Raw genomic sequence first — 18,730 nt, forward strand, 5'->3', positions numbered from 1 at the left:
TATTGTTCAACAAAGATGTATTTTAAAATTTGGACGTGTAGGGGCGAATGACATTCGCCCAAAAATTTGATATTTCAAAGGGCAAATGTGATTTGCCCCTACAAGCCTAAAAAATAGTATAATACTCCGTGAAACCCATTTTTTCACCACCCGCCCCATGCACTTGTCCGCACAGCGATTGCGGTCAGGTCTTTGATAATGTGATTTATGAAAATGGCATTATTTTTTGTCCGCATTGCCAAAGAAGCATTTTGGTTAATCCTTTTACGCCTGATTTGGAGCAAATGACCTTTTGGCAATTTACCAAATATTTTACCAAACATCAATATAAAATATATACTGTTGTTGCGGTTATGTTTGCAATTTTTTATGCCATCATATTTACCGTTGATAATTTTGATAAATTAAATCTTGGTACAGAATTTTGGATAACATTTGCCATTATTATTGGCATTTTAATTGTTATGGGTATTTTTGCCATTGAAAATAATCTTAAATATTACCATGCTTATAAATTAAAAAACAAACTCATTATAAAGGGCGTTGATATTTATGATACTATCAAAAATGATTTTAATGTATCGCTTGCTCATGATGAATTAAAAGCCACGTTTAATAGATTTACCACTTATTGCCTACATTGCCAATCGCAAAGACTACATAAAACGATTGATGATGATTTTGTGTGTCAAAATTGCCATACAACATTACGATTAAATCCAAAATTAAAGAATATCAATCTAGTAGAGTTTATATTAAATTATCTTACTGGATTTCTCATGATAAGATATCTGGGGGCTGATTTTTATTTCTTTATTTTATTTACCCCTGCATTATTTTTAATCGATTTATTGACAAAATACCATTGGTACAAAACTCCAAAATGGCTACTTTAAACACCCCGCTTGCCGAACGAGTCCGCCCAAAGAGCTTATCCGACATCATCGGACAGACGCACCTATTGGGCGACAATGCCCCCATTAGCCGTATGATTGCTCATAACCACTTGCCAAGCCTGATTTTGTATGGCGAAGCAGGCATTGGCAAGACGACTTTGGCACGTCTACTTGCCCATGCTGTTGGGCGTGAATTTCATCTGCTATCCGCCCTTGATTTGACCGTCAAGGAGTTGCGTGAGCTGATAGACGGCGGAAAAGGCATGACAGGCGGTTTTGATTTTGGCTCGCCTGTGCTTTTTATTGATGAAATTCATCGCTTCAATAAAGCCCAACAAGACGCTCTGCTTGGGGCGGTTGAGTCTGGCAAGATTACCCTGATTGGGGCGACCACCGAAAATCCGTCTTTTAGCGTAAACAACGCCCTGCTCTCTCGCTGTCAAGTGTATCGCTTGGAGCCATTGACCGTTGATGAATTGGTACAAGTATTAAAAAGGGCGTTGGCGACTGATACATTTTTGAAAAATTTCACGGTACAAGGCGACCTTGCCAATATCGTACGCCTTGCCAGTGGGGATGCTCGTAAGGCACTCAATTTATTAGAAATCGCCTGCCAAAACTCAGACAATCACACCCTAATCATAGACGACACCCTGCTCCAAAACATCGCCCAAACCGTACTCCCACGCTACGACAGGGCAGGCGATATGCACTATGATGTCATCTCGGCATTCATCAAATCAGTGCGTGGCTCGGACGCTGACGCTAGCATTTATTGGCTCGCTCGTATGTTGACTGCTGGCGAAGACCCCACCTTTATCGCAAGGCGACTGGTGATTTTGGCAAGTGAGGACATCGGACTTGCCAACCCCAACGCCCTACTACTTGCCGACACCGCCTTGCGTTCGGTGCAGTCTATCGGTATGCCCGAAGCCCGCATTATCCTTGCCCAAGCGACTGTCTATCTTACCACATCGCCCAAATCCAACAGCACCTACACCGCCATTAACGAAGCCCTTGCCTTTGTCAAAAACGACAACTCGCCCGTACCGCTGCATCTAAGGAATGGCGTAACCGAACTCATGAAACAATCAGGCTATGGTGTGGATTATGTCTATCCGCACGATTATGCCAATCATTATTATCCCCAAACCTATTTGCCTGATAATTTGATTGGCAAACGCTTTTATCATTTTGCCGACAATCAAAAAGAACAAGCAAGTTTTAATTTTATGAATTGGCTAAAGGCAAGTGTTCCATGATGTAGTGAATCAATTGAAGATTTTATATTTAAAATAAATTACTTAACCAGCCAATCAGCCTTAGGTGTTCCACGTGAAACAATCAAAAGCCACAGCCGTCCCACTCGCCCTAGTTGCCATCGCACTCATTCTACTTGCTGTTAACATGCGCGCGCCGATTGTCATGTTAGGCTCGCTTGCGCCAATTCTAAAAGACACACTGGGTCTGACAGATGGCATGATCGGCTGGCTTGGCGCGCTACCAATGCCTGCCTTTGCGATAGGCTCACTGTTATCGCCTTATCTTGCAAGGCGTCTAGGGCTTGAGCAGAGTTTAATCTTGATGGTGGGACTGCTAAGCCTTGCACTTGGTGTGCGCGTCTTGGGTGATGCTGGGCTATTCTTCGTCGGCACGGGCGTGATGGCGCTTGCGATTGGTTTTATGAACACACTTGGCGCACCACTCATCAAAAAACACGCGCCCAACCACATCGCACTGATGACAGGCCTGCTTAGTCTATGTATGTCGCTTTTTGCAGGCGGAGTGGCGTGGGCGGTGCTGCCGATGACGCAAGCTTTTGGTTGGCAAATTGGCATGGGCTCATGGGCGGTAGTCGGTGTGATGACACTCATCATCTGGCTGATAATCGCCAAGCGCAGCAAGCCTAACAGTACTTTAACAAGCCAAGGCAAATCAAACTTCAATCCATGGGCGGACATTAATGCGTGGGCACTGGCAGCATTTATGGGCATTCAGTCGCTGCTGTTCTATGGGATGGCGGCATTCTTGCCGATGATCGGGGCTGCCAAGGGGCTGCCACTACATCGTGCGACTGAGCTTGCGCTCACCTTTCAGATTGCCGCACCGTTCACCATCATCGCGCTAACCTATCTCATCAAGCGCGGCGCGCCTGTGCGTGTCACGGCTGTGGTCGCTGCCATTTTGGATGCTGTTGGTGTGGCTGGTCTGATTTATATGCCAGAGTATCTGCATCTGTGGTCTTTATTAATGGGGCTGGGTGCGGCGTCTATTTTTACCCTATCACTTATGATGTTCTCGCTGCGCACACATGATGCCGAGACCGCTCGTGATGTGTCGGGAATGGTGCAGGCGGTGGGTTATACGATTGCGTTTTTTGGGCCTGTGCTGCTTGGCAAGCTGTTTGAGATTTATCAAGATTGGCACATGCCACTTATGACATTTTTGGCGCTCATGGTTGCCAATATCTACTTTGCTTGGTTCGCCACGCGCCCTTATATGTTTGAAAGCAAATCATGATCACCCAAAGGCACGCTCATATTCTGGACAAACCACACTCGCAAATCAAACTGCTAAAGCACGATCATGCAGATAATCTGCCCATCATTAAGGCAAATCATCAAGTGCATGGCAGGATTTTAAGCCTTTCATCCTGTCTGTCTATGCCAATCTGCCCACACAATTCGCCACGCCACACATCGAAAAATGGTGCAACGGCTGGCAGATTCGCAATCACTTTTTTGCTTATTTTAAATACGATGCCTATCTTGGCAACGCACCGATCATTATTGTTATTCTGAACAAAAAACGCCTCATGATTCAGCTTGACTGGCACGCTTAGAAGGCGGCACAATCAGCATCTACGTTGGCTAACTTTGACGCATGGATGGATGCTGACTTATCCAAAATCACGGATGGTGATTTGCCGTTTTATTATTGGACGAATGACACTGATGAATATGGTAATTTTATGCCGATGAGCGGATTTTATCATGACTTTAATGATCAACATCTGCACACCGACACCAATTGGTGCCGAGTTGGCACTTATATCTTGGCAGAGGATTTGGATGATTTTGATGCTGATTCATTGGTGAGTTGGGCAGTGCAAACCATCGCGACGCTGTCTGATTTATACCGACATTGTCACGGCAAATTGACCGATTAAGATTTTGATCATCGCCCTTTATAAAATCCAAACCACCCCCATATTCTTATAAAATTATCAACTTAGGCAGACCTCCCATGGCACTAAACACCGCACAAGAAATCATCGAAGACATCAAAGCCGGCAAAATGGTCATCTTAATGGATGACGAAGACCGCGAGAATGAAGGCGACATTGTCATGGCAGCAACGCACGTGCGCGCCGAAGACATTAACTTTATGATTAAATACGCACGCGGTCTTGTGTGTCTAACCTTATCAGAAGAGCGTTGCAAACAGCTTGAGCTGCCGCTCATGAGCGACAAGAACGGCGCCAAATTCAGCACCAACTTCACCCTATCAATCGAAGCTGCCGAAGGTGTTACCACAGGCATCTCAGCGGCTGATCGCGCCCGCACCATTCAAGCTGCGGTCGCCCCATTTGCCAAACCATCAGACATCGTCCAGCCTGGGCATATCTTCCCCATCATGGCAAAAAAAGGCGGTGTACTGCATCGCGCTGGTCATACAGAAGCAGGTTGTGATCTAGCGCGCCTTGCAGGACTTGAGCCTGCAGCAGTGATCTGTGAGATCATCAAAGAAGATGGTGAGATGGCACGTCGTGCTGATCTTGAGGTATTCGCAGCAGAATACGGCCTAAAAATCGGCACCATTGCTGATCTAATTCACTATCGCATGACCAACGAACAAACCGTAGAACTCATCGATAGCCGTGAGTTTGACAGCGAATTTGGTCAATTTACCCTGCACCGCTTCCAAGAATATGGCGCAAGTGAGATTCATATCGCCCTAACCAAAGGCGAACCATCCGAAGGCGTAGCCACCGTTCGTGTCCACAGCCTAAACCCACTGCGCGACTTATTGGGCGCAAGCGACAGCACCACGGGCAAATCAGGCTGGGACATCCGAGCCGCCCTAAAAGAAATCGGTCAAAGCGATCGCGGTGTATTCGTATGGATCGATAATGGCGCACCTGTGGATCTAAGCGACGCATTGGATAAATGCAAAGCAAATAACAGTATCCACGAAGCAAAAGAGCCATACCGCAGCATTGGTGTGGGCGCGCAGATCCTAAAACTGCTAGATGTTCGCGACATGCGTCTATTGTCTAGCCCTGCCAAATTCAACGTATCGGGCTTTGATCTAAATATCGTAGAGTCTGTTAGTGCACCAAAATAACCCAAACTAACACCCAAAACCAACGCTAGTCACATAAGTTAACATTTTGATTAATTTTTGGTCAGATAACGGAATTTTGCGACACAGCTTATACAATTATCTGGCTGATTTGACTATCAAAACCATCTGAGTTATGTATAATGAAATCAAGGTTAATTGCTAGATCCCAATCATTAACAAAACTTGAGGAGATTAAAAAATGGCATGGCTTTGGACAATTATTATTGGATTTATCGTAGGTTTATTAGCACGTGCAATCAAGCCAGGCGCTGACAGCATGGGATGGATTTTAACCATCATTCTAGGTATTATAGGTGCATTCGTAGGTGATCTAATCGCTAGCGGCTTAGGCATTCGCGCTGATGGTGGCTTTGGTGGCTTAGTGCTTTCTGTGATCGGTGCGATCATTGTACTGTTCATCTATGAGTTTATTGCTAAACGCACCTAATTCATAGTATTTACAATGAAAAAGACAGGTTTTATGCCTGTCTTTTTCATTTGCTTGTTGCATTAATTATGGTTTGATTAGTTCCACGTGGAACATTTAATTATCTTAACACATCGCCTGTCATCAGATCGATAATTTGACTCGGCTTGGTAAAACCTAAACCATCTGTGTTAAGATACGCTACTTGACTGGCAAAATACGCCATCGCTTCATTAATTGTGGTGGCAGATGGTGCACCGCTGATATTACAGCTGGTAGATACCAAAAATCCAAAAGGGTTTTCGGCGCTGGTTAATTGATTGCAAATCTGCGCCAATATCGGATGATGCGTCACGCGCACCGCCAATGTGTCAAAACCGCCCGTAAGTATGTCGGGTAATTTTACCAACTTAGAGACTGGCATGAGATAAGTTTGGGCTTGATCAGCAGTGCGGATATCAAATTCATCATTTGCTTTTTGAAGCTTTTGTAAAACATCGCTCTGTAGCTCTTGAGGTATATCCTGTAATAGCGGCGCAACTTTGGCAGTACTATCAGTCAATACAATCAATCCCTTGTGCTCAGGACGTGATTTTAGCTCAAAAATCCGCTCAATGGCCGATACATTAAAAGCATCACAGCCCAGCCCCCACACGCTTTCACTAGGATAGGCAAGCACACCGCCCAAACGTAAGAAATTCACCACATCAGGGATTTGATCAATATTAAAAATCTTAGGTTCGCACATAACGACCCCCGATTTGAGCCACTAACCCCAATAATTCAAGCTCCATCAGCTGAGCCAGCAGGCTGCCCGTATCCATGCCAGTACTTGCAACCAAAGCATCCAAATCCTTCGGCTCGCTGCCAAGCCTCGATATCAAAAGCGCCAAATGATTCGGCACCACAGGCACAAAGGGCTCAGCCTTAGTAGCGGGCTTAATTTCTTCTGATGAAACTTGTTCATCACTAAATGCCGAAACGCCACGCGAGAATGTCTTAGGCAGCGCAGTATAAGCGCTCTCATCTTGAATATCTTCTAAGATCTGATCTGGATGATAGATGAGCGTTGCACCCTCTCGAATGAGATGATGGCAACCTTCAGCATTCTTATTATCAATCAAGTTTGGCACAGCGAAGACCTGTTTGCCTTGCTCAGCGGCCAGACGAGCCGTGATGAGCGAACCGCTTTGAAGTGCGGCTTCTGTAACCACGGTCGCTAATGACAGCCCTGCCACCAATCGATTGCGACGTGGAAAAGTATGCTTACTGGCAGGGGTGCTTGGCAGAAGCTCAGTAATCAGCACACCGCCATCTTGGATGATTTGTGCGAATAATGCGTTATGATTCTTAGGATAGCAGACATCGATGCCCGTACCCATCACGCCGATGGTGCACCCCAATACATCATCTTGGGACAAGGCACCAAGGTGTGCAGCACGATCTACACCTTGCGCCAGACCGCTGGTGATACTAAAACCCGACTGCACCAAATATTGCGCCATATCAAAGGTGATTTTCTGTGCATGCTCTGTCGGATTACGGCTACCAACGATGGCGATTTGTTTATCCATCAACCGAGCGACATTACCCCGATAAAACAGCACCGGCGGCGGATCATAAATATTGGTTAATTGAACAGGATAATCCTCATCACCGCAGAATAACACGCCATACACACCACGATTGACGTCATCCGAAACTTTATTGACGAATGCCATCACATTATCCTCATCTTCCCACCTTTTGATGTGGGCGGCATGAATCGACAATGAACGCCATGCATCGACAGGCTGGCTCAGTGCAGACTTAGGATCATCAAAAGCGCCCATCAGCTTATAATAAGACGATAGCGATGTATTAACGATGTACCAAAGCGCTAAAGTGGCTGTATGCGCATTTAAAGTTTGATAAGACATATTTATCATAAGCAGATAAAAACAGCCAAATCATCATGATTTTGGCTGTTTTTTATGGTGGATTTATTTGGCAGCAACTACATTTTTGATCTGTTCTGCTACCAGAAGAGCATCATTTTCCAGAATGGTTACGAACTGCTCTTTGTCCTCTAGTCCCACAGTGTGCTCAGGTCTTGGTAGGTCAATTTGACCTAAGGCTTCTGTCATGGTTTCTTCAAATTTAATCGGCAAGGCAGTCTCAGCCACGACGATTTTTTCATTGGCTTGCTTGACATCTAGTGCCACCTTGACGCCATCGGCTGTGTGCGGGTCGATAAGTCTGCCCGTCTCAGTGTGTACTTTTTTAATGGTGTCTAGACGGTCAGCATGGGTGGATTTACCAGATACGAAGCCAAATTTGCCATTGATGTCGCTTAATTTATCTTCTAGATCAAAGCCCTTGCCAGTTCTCACATCGTTGAATAAGGCGTTAACCTTGCTGGTACCCTTATCAAGCAGAAGATAAACAAAACGCTCAAAATTAGACGCTTTTGAAATGTCCATCGACGGACTAGACGTTACGAAAGTCTCGCTTGCCTTTCTTGGCGCATAATTACCAGTGGCAAAAAATTCATTTAGCACGTCATTTTCGTTGGTCGCGACAATAAGGCGATCGATCGGCAAGCCCATCTCACGAGCAATGTGACCTGCGCAGATGTTACCAAAGTTGCCCGATGGCACGCAGAAGCTCACTTTCTCATCATTACTATTCGTCGCACCAAAATAACCCTTAAAGTAATAAACAATCTGGGCTAAAATACGACCCCAGTTGATTGAATTGACCGTGCCAAGGCTATATTTCGCCTTAAAATCAGCATCTTCTTGCAGAGCCTTTACGATGTCTTGACAGTCGTCGAACATGCCATTAATGGCAATATTATGAATGTTGTCATCATCTAGGCTATACATCTGCGCGCGCTGAAAGGCACTCATCTTGCCATGTGGCGACATCATAAAGACGTGGATATTATCTTTGCCACGCAGCGCATATTCTGCTGCGCTGCCTGTATCGCCAGAGGTTGCGCCAATGATGGTCAGTCTTTCGCCTTTTTGCTTTAAGACGTATTCAAAGGCATTGCCCAAAAATTGCATCGCCATGTCTTTAAAGGCAAGCGTTGGACCATTGGACAGCTCGAGCAAATACACATCATCATACAAGCGTGTTACTGGCGTGATGTCATCTGAGTTAAACACCGCCTTGGTGTAGGTTTTATCGATTAGAGCTTTTAAATCATCGCTTGGGATGTCTGTTGCAAACAGCGACATAATCTCAAAAGCAAGCTCGGTATAAGACAGCGAACGCCATTTATCCAAAGTAGTACGGTCAATTTGCGGATACACCTCTGGCAGCATCAAACCGCCATCAGGAGCAAGACCCATCAATAGAACGTCACTAAACTGCATGGGAGCGGTATTACCACGAGTACTGATGTATTGCATAAATTTTCCAAATAAAAAGTTTATAATAAAACAAATTAGCCAAATTTTAGCACAGTTTGGCAAATGCCGTTACACTTTTTGTAGCAACGCATAATAAAACCCGTCGCCGTCATCGTCATTTAAAGGCAAGCATTGATAACCCACCGCTTGCTTGATTTGATTGGGTAGGGTCAATTCAAAATCCACCGCTTTGGCGTTTGATATTTTGGCAAGGAAATTTGTGATTTGGTGTTCGTTTTCCGCCTTTAACAAGGAGCAGGTAATATAGAACAAATGTCCGCCCACCACCAGATTCTGCCACAGATTTTGTAAAATTTTAGCTTGTAAGGCAACCGTTTGGGCGACATCTTGCTCGGTGCGAAGCAGGGCAATGTCAGGGTGTCGCCTGATGACCCCCGTGGCACTGCACGGAGCGTCAAGCACGATGACATCAAAGGGCGTGTCCGTGCGATAACTCGTGCCATCCGCACAAATCACGTCCGCCTTGTCCGCCAACTGCAAGCGAGCCAAATTGTCATGCACACGGTTTAGACGTTTTTCGTCATTGTCTAATGCCGTAACATGTTCCACGTGAAACACATCGTTTGACAACTCCAACATTTGAGCCAACTTACCCCCTGGGGCGGTGCAAGCGTCCAACAGTCTTAGGTTTTTGGGTAGGTTTAACGCCTTTAAAATATGCCCACAAAGCTGTGCATGACGGTCTTGCACACTCACAAAACCGTCTTGAAAATGTGGTAAAGATTGCACTTTTTGCGAAGCAGTCAGCTTAATCACACGCTCGTGTGCCACGCCAAGCGGTAGAATTTCGTGGGCGATATCGGCAGAATTTAACAGATTAGCATAATATGTAAGTGTGCTAAATTTGCCATTCACACGCAAAAATATCGGAGCGGGTTTTCGCAGATTTTGCCCCAAATTTTCATAATAATCGCCCCAATCTTGTTTTAATTCTTTGGCAAGCCAATTTGGCAGGCTGTGATTTTTATTTATCTTTTTGGCGAATTTTTCTTTTTTATCCGCCACTTTTCTCAATATGGCGTTAATTAGCCCTACGCCATAATTTTTATTTAAAGATTTGACCGCATTTAATGTTTCGTTAATAATGGCATAATCAGGCGTGTTCATATATAAAAGTTCATACAAGCCCATGTTTAACGCACAAGTAATGCCAATATCGGTTGGGGGCTGCTTTATCAAACTCTCGCCAATGCGACTAATGGCGTGCCAATGACGAAGCGTGCCTAATAATAATTCGTGAGTAAAGCCTTTTTCATTATCTTTGACGGCGGTCAATAAATCGTCTAATAATAATGATAAAGATTGCCCTTGATTGATTTTTTCGAGGGTTAAAATAATATTGGCTCGGACGGGTAATTGTGGATTGATTTGCATATTATTGCCCATTGTCAGCATTATTATCAAAAACCTGTCCGTCTTTTAATTTATCACCCACCGCAATTTGTTCGGCAGTCAAAGGCTTACCCCCTGCCCATTGCATTTTTGTGATATTTATCAAATGCTTATTGCCATTGTCATCAGCACCACACGCCACCAGCACCGCCTTTCGCCCAATGCTTACAATCTTACCTGCCGTCTCGGTCGTGGTTTGGTCAGGCTTTATGGGCGTGCATTCTAGCACCTTGATACGCTCGCCATTTAAAAAAGCAAACGCATTTAACGCACGGATTTGGCGGTTAATGTGATGAGCAGAATTTTGCCAGTTGATTCGCCCTTCATCGGTGCTTACTTTTTCAGCATAATTGGCAAGACTGTCGTCTTGTGGCTTAGCATTGGCTTGATAAGTTGCCAAGTCTTTTAACACTATTACCATCGCCTGCCCGCCAAGCTCGGCAAGTTTGTCATGAAGCGTTTGGGTTGTGTCAGTATCTATAATTTCGCAAGGGAGCTTGTAGAGCATATCGCCCGTGTCAAGTCCTTGATTCATCTGCATGATGGTAATGCCTGTGGTCGTATCGCCCGCCAAAATCGAGCGATGAATGGGAGCCGCCCCACGCCACCTAGGCAGTAGCGAGCCGTGAATATTTAGGCAACCATAGGTTGGAGTATTTAAGATGCCAAGCGGTAAAATCAAGCCATAAGCACAAACAATCATCACATCAGGGCGATAATTGGCAAGCGTTTCACGTGAAACCTGTCCGTTTTCATGCTTTAAGCTAAAACTTATCGGCTGTTCCACAGGAATATTATGACTAAGGGCAAGCTCTTTGACGGGACTGGCGGTCAATTTTTGTCCCCGTCCTGCCTTGCGGTCGGGCTGAGTATAGACCGCCACAATATCAAGATTTAGCTCATCTTGGCGGTCAATCAGGGCTTGTAAGGCGACTTTGGCAAATTCTGGTGTGCCTGCGAAAATTAGGCGTAATTTATGGTTCATTTTTTACCTTTATAATATTGGGTAATTATCATATATTTTTAAATTACCGCAATCCAATTTAATAATATGAATGTGGGGACGTACTGAACACGTCCTTTGGTATTATCATTTCATAGACGTGTACAGCACGCCACCACAAATCCTATACCACATATTGAATTCATTAAGCCTATTTAAAAAACCCACTTTTTATTAATAGCTCTTCGGTAATGTTGCTTTGGGGTGTGTCGGTTTTTGCTCCGATAAGTCGCTCCAAATACCGTGCCACCAAATCCACTTCTATATTCACCGCTCGCCCCACCGCCCAATGTCGTGCGATGTTGGTCATCTCAGCAGTGTGCGGAATGATATTCAGGCAGACGATATGTTCAGACGGCTTTATGCGGTTGGTCGTGAGACTGATGCCGTCCACCGTGATTGAGCCTTTGTCGGCAGTGTATTTCATCAGCTCTGACGGTAGGGCGACTTCGATATAGACCGAGCGAGCGTCTTTGGCGATTTTGGCGATTTTGCCCACGCCGTCCACATGACCTGCCACGATGTGCCCACCAAAACGCGTGATTGGGAGCATGGCTTTTTCTAGGTTCAGCGTATCGCCCACCTTCCAGACGTTTAGGGCGGAAATGGCTAATGTTTCACGTGAAACATCGACCGTATAGCTGTTGCCGTCTATTGCCACCACCGTCAAGCAAATGCCGTTGGACGCAATGGAATCGCCCAATTTGACATCGCCAAAATCAAGCTCGGGGGCGGAAATGGTTAATCGCACATCGCCACCTGTGGGCGTAATGGCGGTCAGCGTGCCTGTCGTCTCTATGATACCTGTAAACATACTTAGTCTCAACATCCTAATTTCTAGATTATTAATATTATTTAAATCAAAATTTAATTGATATAACTCATTAAATTATTTACTCATCAAGTTATCAGATTAGCGCAATATACTAATGATAAAAATCCTGTGGATAACTCTAAATCTCTTGGATATTTAGGCAATTATACTGTAAAGACAATAAAAGTTATCCACAAACAATTAACAAATAAATAGTAATCAATATTAGGTCAATGTTTCACATGGAACATTAATAAAATCATGTATTTATTGAAAAATATCAGGTAAATACGTCACTAATTCAATAAATTTATCCACAATGTTTCTTAACCTAAAAACTAGTATGAATAATGATTCAAATCATCTATTTTTATCTGTGGATAACTTTATTTCTTACTGATTCATCAGATCTTTTGGAATGTCAATTTTAGATCGTTGCCGATCTTTTTATACTCTATTAAATTAAATTTTTTTTGTGATGCTAGTGTTTCCAGCGTAAATTCAAATGCTGTTTTTGCAGTGCTGCCCAAAATACAAGGCGCTTGATATATAATAAGCTCATCTACCAGCCCCTTTTTAATAAAAGCGCCCGCCAACACACTTCCTGACTCAACCAGCACATCGTGACATTGATACTGGGCCGCCAGTACGTCAAGTAGCGTCTCTAAATCATCTCGCCATAGCAGGGTGTTTTTATCTTTAAATACTTGATAATCATCACAGTAATCAAGCTTACAGCTTCTATCAACCACCACTATCTTAGGCTGAATAATCTCATCTGCAGCAACCCCCAACATCTTGGAGCGTACATTTAAGGCTGGATCATCTGCGATAACAGTACCAGAACCAGTGATGATAGCACCACTTTTTGCACGAAGTTTTTGGACGTTTTCTCGCGCTTCTACACCAGTTATCCATTTAGATTCGCCGTTACTCATGGCAATTTTACCATCTAGGCTCATTGCCATTTTTAAGCGTACATAGGGCTTTTTGGTTGCCATCGCGGTTAAGAAGCCTTTATTTAATGCTTTAGCTTCATCTTCACACACGCCAACCGTGACTAAGATACCCGCTTGTATGAGTCTCTTAACACCGTTACCGGACACGAGAGGGTTAGCGTCTAGCGTAGCGACAACAACGCGCGCTAGATTGGCTTTTACTAGCGCCTCGGCACATGGCGGTGTCCTGCCGGTATGACTGCAGGGCTCTAACGTCACATAGGCTGTCGCTCCTGAGACATCAATACCTTTAGATTCTGCATCTCTTAGCGCATAAACTTCAGCATGTGGCATGCCAGCCTTAGGGTGAAATCCAATTCCAATTATTAAATTATTCTTAACAATAACACAGCCTACTGCAGGATTTGGTTTTGTAGTAAAACTACCTTTTTTTGCCTCCGCAATGGCAAGATTCATATAGTACACATCCTCTGATGTGTAATTTTTATCATAAGATAACTGGGTCATGAAGCTACTTCTCCACAATTTCTACATCAGCATGAATGCTGGCAAGCTCAGCTTGGAATGCCGCGATGTCTTGAAAATCCCGATAAATACTGGCAAATCTTACGTAAGCCACGTCATCCAATCCTTTTAATTCAGACATGACCACCTCGCCCACCATCTTACTAGAAATCTCACGCTCACCCATATTACGTAGCTTATGTTCGACACGCCCAATGGTGGCATCAATCTCATCACTGGTGACAGGGCGTTTTTGCAATGGCAGTGAAATAGAGCGTCTTAATTTGTTCTGATCATAAGGCTCAATGCGCCCATTTGTTTTAATGATGCGCGGCATGACAACTTCCACCACTTCAAATGTAGTAAACCTTTCGCCACATTCTGTGCATTGACGACGTCTGCGCACTTGAGCGCCTTCAGCTGCCAGCCTAGAATCGATCACCTTGGTGTCTAGCGCATTACAATAAGGGCAATACATCCGTCACTCCTTTATTATCCAATCATTACTTACCAATGCAAAAACTAGAAAAAATCTTACCAAGCAGCTCATCGGCACTCATCTGACCTGTAATCTCGCCCAGTGCCTGCTGTGATGATTTTAAACTCTCTGCCACCAATTCACCGGCAAAGAATACTGTCAGCTGTTCTTTGGCGTCGACAACATGCGCCTTAGCGCGTTTTAATGCATCAATATGGCGCGTACGAGCAATTAGGCTGTTCTCTGGCGGGTGAAAACCTACTTTTTGCTTCAAATACTCAATCAAACGATCAATACCTTCACCAGTTTCACATGAAACATTGATTAAGTTCTCATACAAGGCATTAGTATCATCTGTTTCACGTGAAACATTATTCAATAAATCAGATTTATTTGCCACCATGATAAGTTTCTTATTCAATCTCTTAAAATCTTCGGTCTCGAACAGTGATTTTGCGAGCGACACAGGATCATTCTCAGCAGTCACATCATACACCATCAAGAGAATATCAGCGCGATGGATGGCTTCTTTGGCACGGTGGATGCCTATCTGCTCTACTTTGTCATCAGTTTGTCTAAGTCCTGCAGTATCCGTTAAATGCACACTAAGCCCATCTAAATTCAGCTGCTCTTCTAGGGTATCACGAGTTGTCCCTGCGATATCGGTTACGATTGCACGCTCAGTGCCCGCCAATCGATTCAAAAGGCTTGATTTGCCAGCGTTGGGCTTACCTGCCAGCACCACATGTACACCATCGCGAAGCAGCTGCCCTTGATGAGCTGTGGCCAAAATCTCATCTAACTTCGACAAAATCTCATCGATCTTAGCTTCAATCACGCCATCTGATAAAAAATCCACATCTTCTTCGTCTGGAAAATCAATGCTCGCCTCAACGTATAATCGCAGGTTGGTTAATTTATCCAGCAGATCATTGATTTTGTCAGAAAATTCACCCGATAAAGAACGAATGGCACTGGTGGCTTGGGCGATGCTGGTTGCGCTAATGGCATCACTGATTGCCTCGGCTTGCACAAGGTCAATCTTATCATTTTCAAAGGCACGCATGGAAAATTCACCGGCAGTTGCTTGACGTGCACCCAGCTCAAAACAACGCGCAAGAAGCAGATTCTGAAGCACAACACCGCCATGCCCCTGAATCTCTACCACATCCTCACCAGTAAAAGAATGCGGCGCCTTAAAATAAATCACCACCCCTTCATCAATCACACCCGCATCGCCCATGAACTTAGTGAAATGCGCATGGCGTGGCGTCAAAGATGACGTTTGGCTGATCTTACAGCCGATCTCATAAGCATCTTTACCTGATAAACGAATGACACCAACACCACCTTGCCCAATGGGCGTGGCGATGGCTGCAATCGTAGGGCTTTGAATGATTTTGGTGATAGTCATAAATTTGCTAAAATTATTTTTTGATAACCTTTTATTGTAGCACTTTTGGCAGAAAAGTTATAGAACTATCTGTTGTTCAATAAATCACCTTAAAACATTCGTAAACTCCAACCAACGAAAAATCCCGCCAATTTGACGGGATTTTTTTGGGTTTAATGGGATAGTTATGCACGTGCCTGCATTTGTTTTTCAACACGCTTATTTACCCAGTGCTGATGTGCCATGCTGAATAAGTTATTCACTGTCCAATAAAGCACCAAGCCTGCTGGGAAGAACAGCATAAACACTGCAAACACAAGCGGCATGATCTTCATCATCTTAGCCTGCATCGGATCTGTCGGCTGCGGGTTTAGTAGCTGCTGAACGAACATCGTGCCCGCCATGATGATTGGCAAAATAAACCAAGGATCCATCGCAGACAAGTCTTTAATCCATAGAATCCAAGGCGCATGACGAAGCTCAACACTCTCAACCAAACACCAATACAACCCAAGGAAAATCGGCATCTGAATTAGAATTGGCAGACAGCCTGCCATCGGGTTCACTTTCTCATCACGATAAAGCTGCATCATCTCTTGGCTCATTGCCATGCGGTCGTCGCCGTGCTTGTCTTTAAGCGCTTGTAGCTTTGGCGCAATGGCACGCATTTTTGCCATAGACACGTAGCTCTTGTTAGACAACCAGAACAGTGCAATTTTAACCAAAATTGTCAAGCCGACGATCGCCCAACCCCAGTTTCCAAGGATCTTATATAGCGCTTCTAGTACCATAAATAGCGGCTTAGAAATCGGCCAAAACACGCCGTAATCGACTGTTTTTTCAAGTCCGGTTGCTACAGGTTCTAGCTCTTTTTGGACTTTAGGACCGGCGTATAGCGTAGCATCTAGCGTGATTTGTTTACCGGCAGCCACATTAACTACAGGGCTATTAAAGCCAATAAAATGATCATTGCCACTGGTGCGGCTGTAGAAGTGACCATCAAACTCGCCTGGCGTCCACGCTGACACGAAATAATGCTGAATGATCGCCACCCAACCATCACGACTTGTAACGTTAAGCTCGCCGTCATTAAAGTTGCCAAATTTTAGTTTGTTATAAGGATCATCAGGCGTACCCCAAGCACCACCTAGGTAGGTTGCCATGCTCATCATGCCCTTATCTTCAACACCAGGATCAGTACTATTGTCACGCTTTAACTGCGCATACATCTGACCTTGCCAAGCAGAAGTAGAGGTGTTGTTAATGTTGTAGCTTAGATTAATTGGGTATTCACCTGCCTTGAAGGTATAGGTCTTGGTGATGGTTACACCATCTTTTTGGTGTACCAAAGGCACTTGTAGGGTGCCTGCGCCATTTAACTCATAGCTATTACGCGGACTGGTATACGTAGCACGACCTTCAGCGGTATCGATGCCATTTTGACCGATCAGGCCTGACTGCGCCACATATGTACGCCCAGCATCGCTCTCAAGTAGCACAAAGCGCTCAGCACTATCAAGTGTCGCATTGTACTGTTTTAGCGCCGCATATACAATATCACCGCCGACAGGATTGATACGAATGTCATAGCGATCAGTCGATACCGTAATTAGATTGCCCGCAGCGGCTTGAGTCGTGGCTGTTGCATTTGCTGTCAACGCGCCTGTGCTGCCTGCAGGGACATCACCACCGCCTGATGTGGTATTCGGGACATCAACGCTGCTGGTTTGTGTCGCTATAGGCGCAGGTTTTGGCGCATTCATTGTGTCATCACGCCATGCAAGCACGAGCAAATAACTCGTGATCAAGATGGCAATAATGATTAAAATCCGAAGAATTTTTTGCATGGAAACATCCTAACAATGCGTTTAGGCGCGCAAAATGACGCACCATTAATCAAAATTCATCAATAAATTTGTGAATAAACCCTTTATTTTACTAAACTTTTGCATAAAATCATAGAAAATATTCACAAAAGCGCAAACTTAGCCACTTTTCATTAGATGATTCAATCTGGCAGCATAGCTAAATTTATCCAAAAAAACAGTCTGCCCTATCAGCAAAGCATCATCCGCCAAATCATAACGATATCGATGCATCGGCACAGGCACAAAATCTATGCCAGAACCTCCCCAAGGGTGGCAGCTGCACACACGACGCACAGCCAAAGGCAATCCTCGGCGAACACCATACCACATTAACGCCTGTCGCCCATAGTGTGAACAGGTTGGATAATACCGGCAACGCGCTGGCAACATTGGACTGATGGCTTTTTGATAAATCTTTATCAAAAATAACAACAAATGCTTAATCATAAATCCAAGATTAGGACGATTTAGGGTAGTGATATTTTATTTTTTCAAAAATCTTAACAATATCACTCATGATGTCAAAATCTTTTGTAAAGCCAATCTTAACAATCAACACCAAATCCACATCTGCTATCTCATGTTGGTTTAGGCGAAAAACCTCTCTGGTGACTCGTTTGACTTTGTTACGCATGACTGCCTGTTTAAGTTTTTTCTTGGTAATGGCAAGTCCCAATCGTGGCATATCTTTGTCATTGTGTTTGACAAACATAATACAGTGATCGCCATGTATTTTTTTTATTGGGGAATCAAAGACATGCTTGAAGTCAGCAGGGGTGAGTAGACGCTGATCTTTAGTAAAATGAAAATTTTGGCTGTTCATGAAGGACTATATCGCTTAAAATAAGCAGTATATATCAAAAAGGGCAAATAAAAAAGCACCAACAATGTGGTGCTTTTTGATATGTGTCGTTTATACGGTCAAACGATGACGACCTTTGGCACGACGACGCGCCAAAACTTGACGGCCTTTTTTGGTAGCCATACGAGCACGGAAACCGTGAGTACGCTTGCGTTTTAGAACGCTAGGTTGAAAAGTACGTTTCATAATATACCTTAAGGTTGGTTGGCATCACTAAGCTCTGCAGAAGCCTGACAGTGACGACTTTTGTACCGCAGCTGACTGCTATGGTGGGTTTAATAAATGAAAATTCACCAATATGAGGTGAAAAACGAACCAATTCTAGCAAAAGCAAAACTCATTGTCAAGATATTTACCATGATTTTCAT

18 protein-coding genes and 1 pseudogene are annotated in these 18,730 nt (G+C 44.2%); 6 read left to right on the forward strand and 13 right to left on the reverse strand.

All coding sequences use genetic code 11. The features are described from left to right. Positions 1-128 precede the first annotated feature (128 nt). The 6 genes and pseudogenes from AAX10_RS09880 (at position 129) to AAX10_RS09910 (ending at position 5,691) form a co-directional block, all read left to right on the forward strand. Entirely contained in the window at positions 129-896 is a 768-nt protein-coding gene (locus tag AAX10_RS09880) for a hypothetical protein (RefSeq protein WP_036363815.1), read from the forward strand. After that, entirely contained in the window at positions 884-2,158 is a 1,275-nt protein-coding gene (locus AAX10_RS09885; RefSeq protein ID WP_036363812.1) for a replication-associated recombination protein A, read from the forward strand. Before AAX10_RS09880 ends, AAX10_RS09885 begins: the two co-directional genes overlap by 13 nt. Positions 2,159-2,231: 73 nt before the next feature. Further along, positions 2,232-3,416: an MFS transporter gene (locus AAX10_RS09890; protein ID WP_036363809.1), complete on the forward strand. Its 1,185-nt coding sequence runs from the start codon at positions 2,232-2,234 to the stop codon at positions 3,414-3,416. A gap of 115 nt (positions 3,417-3,531) precedes the next feature. Continuing rightward, positions 3,532-4,065: pseudogene (locus AAX10_RS10695) on the forward strand (HI_0552 family protein); the annotation flags it as partial. Between the two features lie 77 nt (positions 4,066-4,142). Next, entirely contained in the window at positions 4,143-5,243 is a 1,101-nt protein-coding gene (gene ribBA, locus AAX10_RS09905; RefSeq protein ID WP_046700501.1) for a bifunctional 3,4-dihydroxy-2-butanone-4-phosphate synthase/GTP cyclohydrolase II, read from the forward strand. 199 nt (positions 5,244-5,442) lie between these two features. Continuing rightward, positions 5,443-5,691: a GlsB/YeaQ/YmgE family stress response membrane protein gene (locus tag AAX10_RS09910; RefSeq protein ID WP_046700502.1), complete on the forward strand. Its 249-nt coding sequence runs from the start codon at positions 5,443-5,445 to the stop codon at positions 5,689-5,691. Between the two features lie 100 nt (positions 5,692-5,791). Here AAX10_RS09910 and AAX10_RS09915 read toward each other — a convergent pair whose 3' ends face one another. From AAX10_RS09915 to rpmH, 13 genes are all read right to left on the reverse strand, one after another. Next, positions 5,792-6,418, reverse strand: a complete 627-nt coding sequence (locus AAX10_RS09915) for an L-threonylcarbamoyladenylate synthase (protein ID WP_046700503.1) — start codon at positions 6,416-6,418, stop codon at positions 5,792-5,794. Further along, the gene (gene dprA, locus AAX10_RS09920) at positions 6,405-7,589 is read right to left on the reverse strand and encodes a DNA-processing protein DprA (RefSeq protein WP_046700504.1); all 1,185 of its coding nucleotides are present in this window, start codon (positions 7,587-7,589) and stop codon (positions 6,405-6,407) included. The genes AAX10_RS09915 and dprA overlap by 14 nt, the downstream gene beginning before the upstream one ends. Before the next feature lie 63 nt (positions 7,590-7,652). After that, positions 7,653-9,068 carry a threonine synthase gene (gene thrC, locus AAX10_RS09925; protein ID WP_046700505.1) on the reverse strand — a complete coding sequence of 472 codons (1,416 nt, stop codon included), beginning with the start codon at positions 9,066-9,068 and terminating at the stop codon, positions 7,653-7,655. Between the two features lie 69 nt (positions 9,069-9,137). Continuing rightward, positions 9,138-10,463, reverse strand: coding sequence for a 16S rRNA (cytosine(967)-C(5))-methyltransferase RsmB (gene rsmB / locus AAX10_RS09930; protein WP_226997779.1), 1,326 nt, complete (start codon positions 10,461-10,463; stop codon positions 9,138-9,140). A 1-nt stretch (position 10,464) separates the two neighbouring features. Then, positions 10,465-11,466 carry a methionyl-tRNA formyltransferase gene (gene fmt / locus AAX10_RS09935; protein ID WP_036363794.1) on the reverse strand — a complete coding sequence of 334 codons (1,002 nt, stop codon included), beginning with the start codon at positions 11,464-11,466 and terminating at the stop codon, positions 10,465-10,467. A 169-nt stretch (positions 11,467-11,635) separates the two neighbouring features. Then, positions 11,636-12,298: a riboflavin synthase gene (locus AAX10_RS09940; RefSeq protein ID WP_046700506.1), complete on the reverse strand. Its 663-nt coding sequence runs from the start codon at positions 12,296-12,298 to the stop codon at positions 11,636-11,638. A 404-nt stretch (positions 12,299-12,702) separates the two neighbouring features. Beyond that, positions 12,703-13,764 (reverse strand): bifunctional diaminohydroxyphosphoribosylaminopyrimidine deaminase/5-amino-6-(5-phosphoribosylamino)uracil reductase RibD, encoded by a 1,062-nt coding sequence (ribD, locus tag AAX10_RS09945; protein WP_046700507.1) that lies wholly within the window; start codon positions 13,762-13,764, stop codon positions 12,703-12,705. Positions 13,765-13,768: 4 nt separating this feature from the next. Beyond that, positions 13,769-14,239, reverse strand: coding sequence for a transcriptional regulator NrdR (gene nrdR / locus AAX10_RS09950; RefSeq protein WP_036363789.1), 471 nt, complete (start codon positions 14,237-14,239; stop codon positions 13,769-13,771). Positions 14,240-14,264: 25 nt separating this feature from the next. Next, on the reverse strand, positions 14,265-15,653 hold the full coding sequence (mnmE, locus tag AAX10_RS09955; protein WP_046700508.1) for a tRNA uridine-5-carboxymethylaminomethyl(34) synthesis GTPase MnmE: 1,389 nt from the start codon (positions 15,651-15,653) through the stop codon (positions 14,265-14,267). Between the two features lie 164 nt (positions 15,654-15,817). Further along, a complete protein-coding gene (yidC, locus tag AAX10_RS09960) occupies positions 15,818-17,479 on the reverse strand; it encodes a membrane protein insertase YidC (RefSeq protein WP_046700509.1) in 1,662 nt (553 codons plus the stop codon). A gap of 138 nt (positions 17,480-17,617) precedes the next feature. After that, entirely contained in the window at positions 17,618-17,947 is a 330-nt protein-coding gene (gene yidD, locus AAX10_RS09965) for a membrane protein insertion efficiency factor YidD (RefSeq protein ID WP_036363780.1), read from the reverse strand. A gap of 10 nt (positions 17,948-17,957) precedes the next feature. Continuing rightward, positions 17,958-18,323 carry a ribonuclease P protein component gene (gene rnpA, locus AAX10_RS09970; RefSeq protein WP_046700510.1) on the reverse strand — a complete coding sequence of 122 codons (366 nt, stop codon included), beginning with the start codon at positions 18,321-18,323 and terminating at the stop codon, positions 17,958-17,960. A 90-nt stretch (positions 18,324-18,413) separates the two neighbouring features. Then, positions 18,414-18,548, reverse strand: a complete 135-nt coding sequence (gene rpmH / locus AAX10_RS09975) for a 50S ribosomal protein L34 (RefSeq protein ID WP_003662232.1) — start codon at positions 18,546-18,548, stop codon at positions 18,414-18,416. Between the last annotated feature and the right edge of the window lie 182 nt (positions 18,549-18,730).

Origin of the sequence: Moraxella bovoculi (assembly GCF_000988745.2) — a bacterium.
GTDB classification, from domain to species: Bacteria; Pseudomonadota; Gammaproteobacteria; order Pseudomonadales; family Moraxellaceae; genus Moraxella; species Moraxella bovoculi.

Excerpts from the sequence above, each read along its gene's own strand:
- AAX10_RS09885 (WP_036363812.1), top strand. The coding sequence starts at position 884 with ATGGCTACTTTAAACACCCCGCTTGCCGAACGAGTCCGCCCAAAGAGC.
- ribBA (WP_046700501.1), top strand. The coding sequence starts at position 4,143 with ATGGCACTAAACACCGCACAAGAAATCATCGAAGACATCAAAGCCGGC.
- AAX10_RS09910 (WP_046700502.1), top strand. The coding sequence starts at position 5,443 with ATGGCATGGCTTTGGACAATTATTATTGGATTTATCGTAGGTTTATTA.
- AAX10_RS09915 (WP_046700503.1), bottom strand. The coding sequence starts at position 6,418 with ATGTGCGAACCTAAGATTTTTAATATTGATCAAATCCCTGATGTGGTG.
- dprA (WP_046700504.1), bottom strand. The coding sequence starts at position 7,589 with ATGTCTTATCAAACTTTAAATGCGCATACAGCCACTTTAGCGCTTTGG.
- thrC (WP_046700505.1), bottom strand. The coding sequence starts at position 9,068 with ATGCAATACATCAGTACTCGTGGTAATACCGCTCCCATGCAGTTTAGT.
- rsmB (WP_226997779.1), bottom strand. The coding sequence starts at position 10,463 with ATGCAAATCAATCCACAATTACCCGTCCGAGCCAATATTATTTTAACC.
- fmt (WP_036363794.1), bottom strand. The coding sequence starts at position 11,466 with ATGAACCATAAATTACGCCTAATTTTCGCAGGCACACCAGAATTTGCC.
- AAX10_RS09940 (WP_046700506.1), bottom strand. The coding sequence starts at position 12,298 with ATGTTTACAGGTATCATAGAGACGACAGGCACGCTGACCGCCATTACG.
- ribD (WP_046700507.1), bottom strand. The coding sequence starts at position 13,764 with ATGACCCAGTTATCTTATGATAAAAATTACACATCAGAGGATGTGTAC.
- nrdR (WP_036363789.1), bottom strand. The coding sequence starts at position 14,239 with ATGTATTGCCCTTATTGTAATGCGCTAGACACCAAGGTGATCGATTCT.
- mnmE (WP_046700508.1), bottom strand. The coding sequence starts at position 15,653 with ATGACTATCACCAAAATCATTCAAAGCCCTACGATTGCAGCCATCGCC.
- yidC (WP_046700509.1), bottom strand. The coding sequence starts at position 17,479 with ATGCAAAAAATTCTTCGGATTTTAATCATTATTGCCATCTTGATCACG.
- yidD (WP_036363780.1), bottom strand. The coding sequence starts at position 17,947 with ATGATTAAGCATTTGTTGTTATTTTTGATAAAGATTTATCAAAAAGCC.
- rnpA (WP_046700510.1), bottom strand. The coding sequence starts at position 18,323 with ATGAACAGCCAAAATTTTCATTTTACTAAAGATCAGCGTCTACTCACC.
- rpmH (WP_003662232.1), bottom strand. The coding sequence starts at position 18,548 with ATGAAACGTACTTTTCAACCTAGCGTTCTAAAACGCAAGCGTACTCAC.